This window comes from Nocardia aobensis NBRC 100429, from assembly GCF_000308375.1.
Classification (GTDB): domain Bacteria; phylum Actinomycetota; class Actinomycetes; order Mycobacteriales; family Mycobacteriaceae; genus Nocardia; species Nocardia aobensis.
The window spans coordinates 1-4,006 of the sequence record NZ_BAFQ01000002.1 but is presented as its reverse complement, the minus strand read 5'-3'; the positions used below and the strand labels follow the sequence as shown (position 1 = coordinate 4,006).

Here is a 4,006-nt window from a genome sequence, read left to right as displayed (position 1 = left end):
AAGGCCCCGGTCCCGGCCGACAAGGCGGTGTCCGAAAAGGCGGTGCCGAAGAAGGCGGTGTCCAAAAAGGCCGAGGCACAACATCGCAACCGCCCACGGACGGCGCGGCTGTCGTACGACGACTGGGTGAACGGCGCTTTGGACCTGCTCGGGCGCGAGGGTGTGACCGCGATCCGGATTCCCCGGCTGTGCGAGGAACTGGGCGTCACCAAGGGCAGTTTCTACTGGCATTTCGACGATCTCGAACAACTGATGGCCGCGATGGCCGACCGGTGGGGCGACATGCAGAGCGAAGCCGTGCGCGCCCTCGCCGCCTTGGATTCGATTCCGGTCGAGTCCCGCATCGAACAGATGGCGGCCATGCTGGTGGATCCCAAGCACTGGATGGTCGAGGCATCGGTGCGGGAGTGGTCACGCACCGACGACACCGTGGCGGCGGCGGTCCGGGCGCTGGATCAGCGCATCTTCCGCACCGTGCAGACAGCGATGCTCGATCTGGGTTTCGAGCCGGTTCAGGCGCGGCTGCGCGCCGGCGCGATGGTGTATCTGGGAATCGGGCTGATCCACGGCCGCGACAATCTGCCGACCCCGACACCGGAGGAAGTGCAGGCGGTCATCGACCTGCTGGCCCGGCCGTGAGTGGAGACGGGATTTTGTGAGCTGTGAACGTTGTGGAGCTGTGAACGTTGTGGAGCTGTGAACGTTGTGGAGCCTAGGGGAATCGAACCCCTAACCCCTGCCTTGCAAAGGCAGTGCTCTGCCAATTGAGCTAAGGCCCCGGTCGAGCGTGACGGCTCAGCGCGCGGTCACCTCGTGCCACAGATCCGCCTCGCTGCGCTTGCGAACCTTGGTGACAGCGAAGACAACTGCGGCAATGACACCGATCGTCAGAAGAAGTTTCATGCCGTCCACCCTACTGTGCCGCCACGGCCCCGGCAGACAGTGATCGGATCCGCCCGATCGTGAGAAGAAGAAGTGGAGCCTAGGGGAATCGAACCCCTAACCCCTGCCTTGCAAAGGCAGTGCTCTGCCAATTGAGCTAAGGCCCCCTCGGCCGTCGATGACGACCAGGTGTGTGAATGTGGGCCTAGGAGGACTTGAACCTCCGACCTCTTCGTTATCAGCGAAGCGCTCTAACCGCCTGAGCTATAGGCCCGTGGTGTTCGTCTCGACATGTTGTCGTGACTGACTCGGTAGAGACTACACAACCCTCCGATTGCTCTCCAAAACGCCTGGTCAGAGCGCCCGTAAAGCACGAACGGCCGGTCCGGTGAGAACCGGCCGGCCGTGCGTCGCGAGTCGTCAGTCCGGATCGGCCAGCGTCACCTGCACGCCGCCCACCAGATCGGTGCACTGGTTGTAGATGAATACACCCACCGTCGAGAGCGCGGTGAACAGCACCACGTTGATCAGGCCGATGACGGCCGCGTATCCGAAGACGCTGCCGGCGTCGATGATCGTCGTCGCCGAGGAGTTGTTGTCGTTCACCATGTCGGTGAAGGTGCTGTTCAGGCGGTCCCACACACCCATGCCGGACAGCACGATGTAGAGGAATCCGACGGCCAGCATCCACACGAAGAACATGGCGACGCTGATCACCAGCGACACCTTCAACGTCGACCACGGGTCGATATGGCGCACCTGCACGGTCGCCCGCAACGGCTCACCGCTGGTGACCGCCTGGGCGACCGCCGCCTGCGCGGCCGGGGAGACGGTCGGCGCCGCGGTCTTCACCGCCATCGGAACCGACTGTGCCGCACCGGGGTCGGCCTGCGGCATCGGATGACGCAGATCCGACAGATCGGGCAGATCCTTGATCAGTTCCGGGCGGGCGATGCTGCGGGTGGGTCCGTCGATGCCGACGGACTTCACCATCGCCGCTTCCTTGCGCGCCGCCTTGGCCGCGAGGTCGGTGGTGGTGCGGGCGTTCTTCACCCCGCCACCGAGTCCGGTCTGCGAATTCGCCCGGCCCTGCACCGGGGCCTGGCCGGGGCGATTCAGATTCGACTGCGGCTCCCGCTGCGGCAGCTGCGACCACCCCTCCTCGAAGCGAGAACCACGACCGTCACCGGCCTCGCCGGCCTCCGGCGCCGAACCGCCGGGCTTCGCGGAATCGCCTTGCGACTCGGGGTTTGCGGGCGAACTACCCGAGCCGTTGTCGGCCGACGACCCCGACCGCGGCGCCGGCCGCGGCGGAATCGGTGACGGTGCGATCCGCTCGGTCACACCGTTGGCGTGGTTTCGCTCGTCGTTCGGCTGATTCGGAGTGGTCAATGCAGAATCCTTCGATCCGTCGTGGCGCCGCTGCTTGTGGAGAAATTACCGCTTCCAGAACCTAACGCTAATCCGAGCCTCAGGCCTCTTCTTCACCGGAAACCTGGTCGGGCTCATCAGCGTTACGAGCGATCGCCAGCAAGGTATCGCCCTCGCCGAGGTTCATCAAACGCACGCCCTTGGTCTGCCGGCCCGCCTTGCGTACCTGATTCGCCGCCGTCCGGATGACACCGCCGCCGGACGTGATGGCATAGAGCTCGTCATCGTCGTCGACGATGAGCGCTCCTACCAGACTGCCACGCTTCGGGTCGTACTGAATCGTCAACACACCTTTACCGCCGCGGCCCTGTGCGGTGTACTCCTCGATCGCGGTGCGCTTGGAGTATCCGCCCGCGGTCGCGACCAGCAGATAGGTGCCGTCGCGAACGACGTTGAGCGACAACAGCTCATCGTCGGCGTTGAACCGCATCCCCTGCACGCCCGAGGTCGCGCGGCCCATGGGACGCAGCACCTCGTCGTTGGCGGTGAACCGGATCGACTGTCCGTGCGCGGACACCAGCAGCAGATCCTCCTCGGCCGAACACAGTGCGGCGCCGACCAATTCGTCACCATCGCGCAGATTCACCGCGACGATGCCGCCGGTGCGGTTGGAGTCGAAGTCGGTCAGTTTCGACTTCTTCACCAGGCCGTTGCGGGTGGCCAGCACCAGATACGGGGCGTCCTCGTAGGTCTTGATCCGGATGACCTGGGCGATCTTCTCCTCCGGCTGGAACGCCAGCAGGTTGGCCACGTGCTGGCCACGCGCGGTGCGGTTGGCCTCGGGCAACTCGTAGGCCTTGGCCCGGTAGACCCGGCCCAGGTTGGTGAAGAACAGCAGCCAGTCGTGGGTCGAGGTCACGAAGAAGTGCTTGACCAGATCGTCCTGCTTGAGGCCCGCGCCCTGCACGCCCTTACCGCCGCGCTTCTGGCTGCGGTACAGATCGGTCTTGGTGCGCTTGGCGTAGCCGGTCGCGGTGATGGTGACCACGACGTCCTCGCGAGCGATCAGATCCTCGTCGGCGACGTCACCGTCGGCCGCGACGATCTTGGTGCGGCGGTCGTCGCCGTACTTCTCGACGATCTCGGCCAGTTCGTCGCGCACGATGGCACGCTGACGTTCCGGCTTCTCCAGGATGTCCTTCAAATCGGCGATCTCGGCCTCGATGCGGGCCAATTCGTCGATGATCTTCTGCCGCTCCAGGGCCGACAGGCGCCGCAGCTGCATATCGAGGATGGCGGTCGCCTGGATCTCGTCGATCTCGAGCAGTTCCATCAGGCCGGTGCGCGCGGTGTCGGTATTGGCCGAACGCCGGATCAGGGCGATGACCTCGTCCAGCATGTCCAGCGCCTTGACCAGGCCGCGCAGGATGTGCGCCCGCTCCTCGGCCTTGCGCAACAGGTAGCGGGTGCGCCGGACGATGACGTCCAACTGGTGATCGACGTAGAGCCGGATCATCTGGTCCAGCCGCAGCGTGCGCGGCACACCGTCGACGATCGACAGCATGTTGGCGCCGAAGCTGGTCTGCAGCTGGGTGTGCTTGTAGAGGTTGTTCAGCACCACCTTGGCCACGGCATCGCGCTTGACCGTGACCACGATCCGCATACCCGCGCGGTCGGAGGATTCGTCGTGGATATCGGAGATACCCGCGATCTTGCCGTCCTTGACCTGCTCGGCGATCGAGTTGATGAAGTT

General features: G+C 64.9%; 4 protein-coding genes and 3 tRNA genes. 1 reads left to right on the top strand and 6 read right to left on the bottom strand.

Features of this window, described 5'->3' with window-relative positions:
• Positions 1–639 (top strand): TetR/AcrR family transcriptional regulator (locus tag RJ03_RS00040; RefSeq protein WP_306304655.1); only part of this gene is annotated, 639 nt, incomplete at its 5' end.
• Between the two features lie 67 nt (positions 640–706).
• Here RJ03_RS00040 and RJ03_RS00035 read toward each other — a convergent pair.
• The 6 genes from RJ03_RS00035 to RJ03_RS00015 form a co-directional block, all read right to left on the bottom strand.
• Positions 707–779 (bottom strand) — tRNA-Ala (locus tag RJ03_RS00035).
• Positions 780–795: 16 nt separating this feature from the next.
• Positions 796–903 carry a DLW-39 family protein gene (locus tag RJ03_RS38025; RefSeq protein WP_210743954.1) on the bottom strand — a complete coding sequence of 36 codons (108 nt, stop codon included), beginning with the start codon at positions 901–903 and terminating at the stop codon, positions 796–798.
• Positions 904–976: 73 nt separating this feature from the next.
• A tRNA-Ala gene (locus RJ03_RS00030) sits at positions 977–1,049 on the bottom strand.
• A gap of 33 nt (positions 1,050–1,082) precedes the next feature.
• A tRNA-Ile gene (locus RJ03_RS00025) sits at positions 1,083–1,156 on the bottom strand.
• Between the two features lie 146 nt (positions 1,157–1,302).
• Positions 1,303–2,274 (bottom strand): DUF3566 domain-containing protein, encoded by a 972-nt coding sequence (locus RJ03_RS00020; RefSeq protein ID WP_036496915.1) that lies wholly within the window; start codon positions 2,272–2,274, stop codon positions 1,303–1,305.
• Positions 2,275–2,353: 79 nt separating this feature from the next.
• Positions 2,354–4,006 (bottom strand): DNA gyrase C-terminal beta-propeller domain-containing protein (locus RJ03_RS00015; protein ID WP_036496914.1); only part of this gene is annotated, 1,653 nt, incomplete at its 5' end.

Coding starts and splice junctions, on each gene's coding strand:
- RJ03_RS38025 (WP_210743954.1), bottom strand. CDS start 903: ATGAAACTTCTTCTGACGATCGGTGTCATTGCCGCAGTTGTCTTCGCT.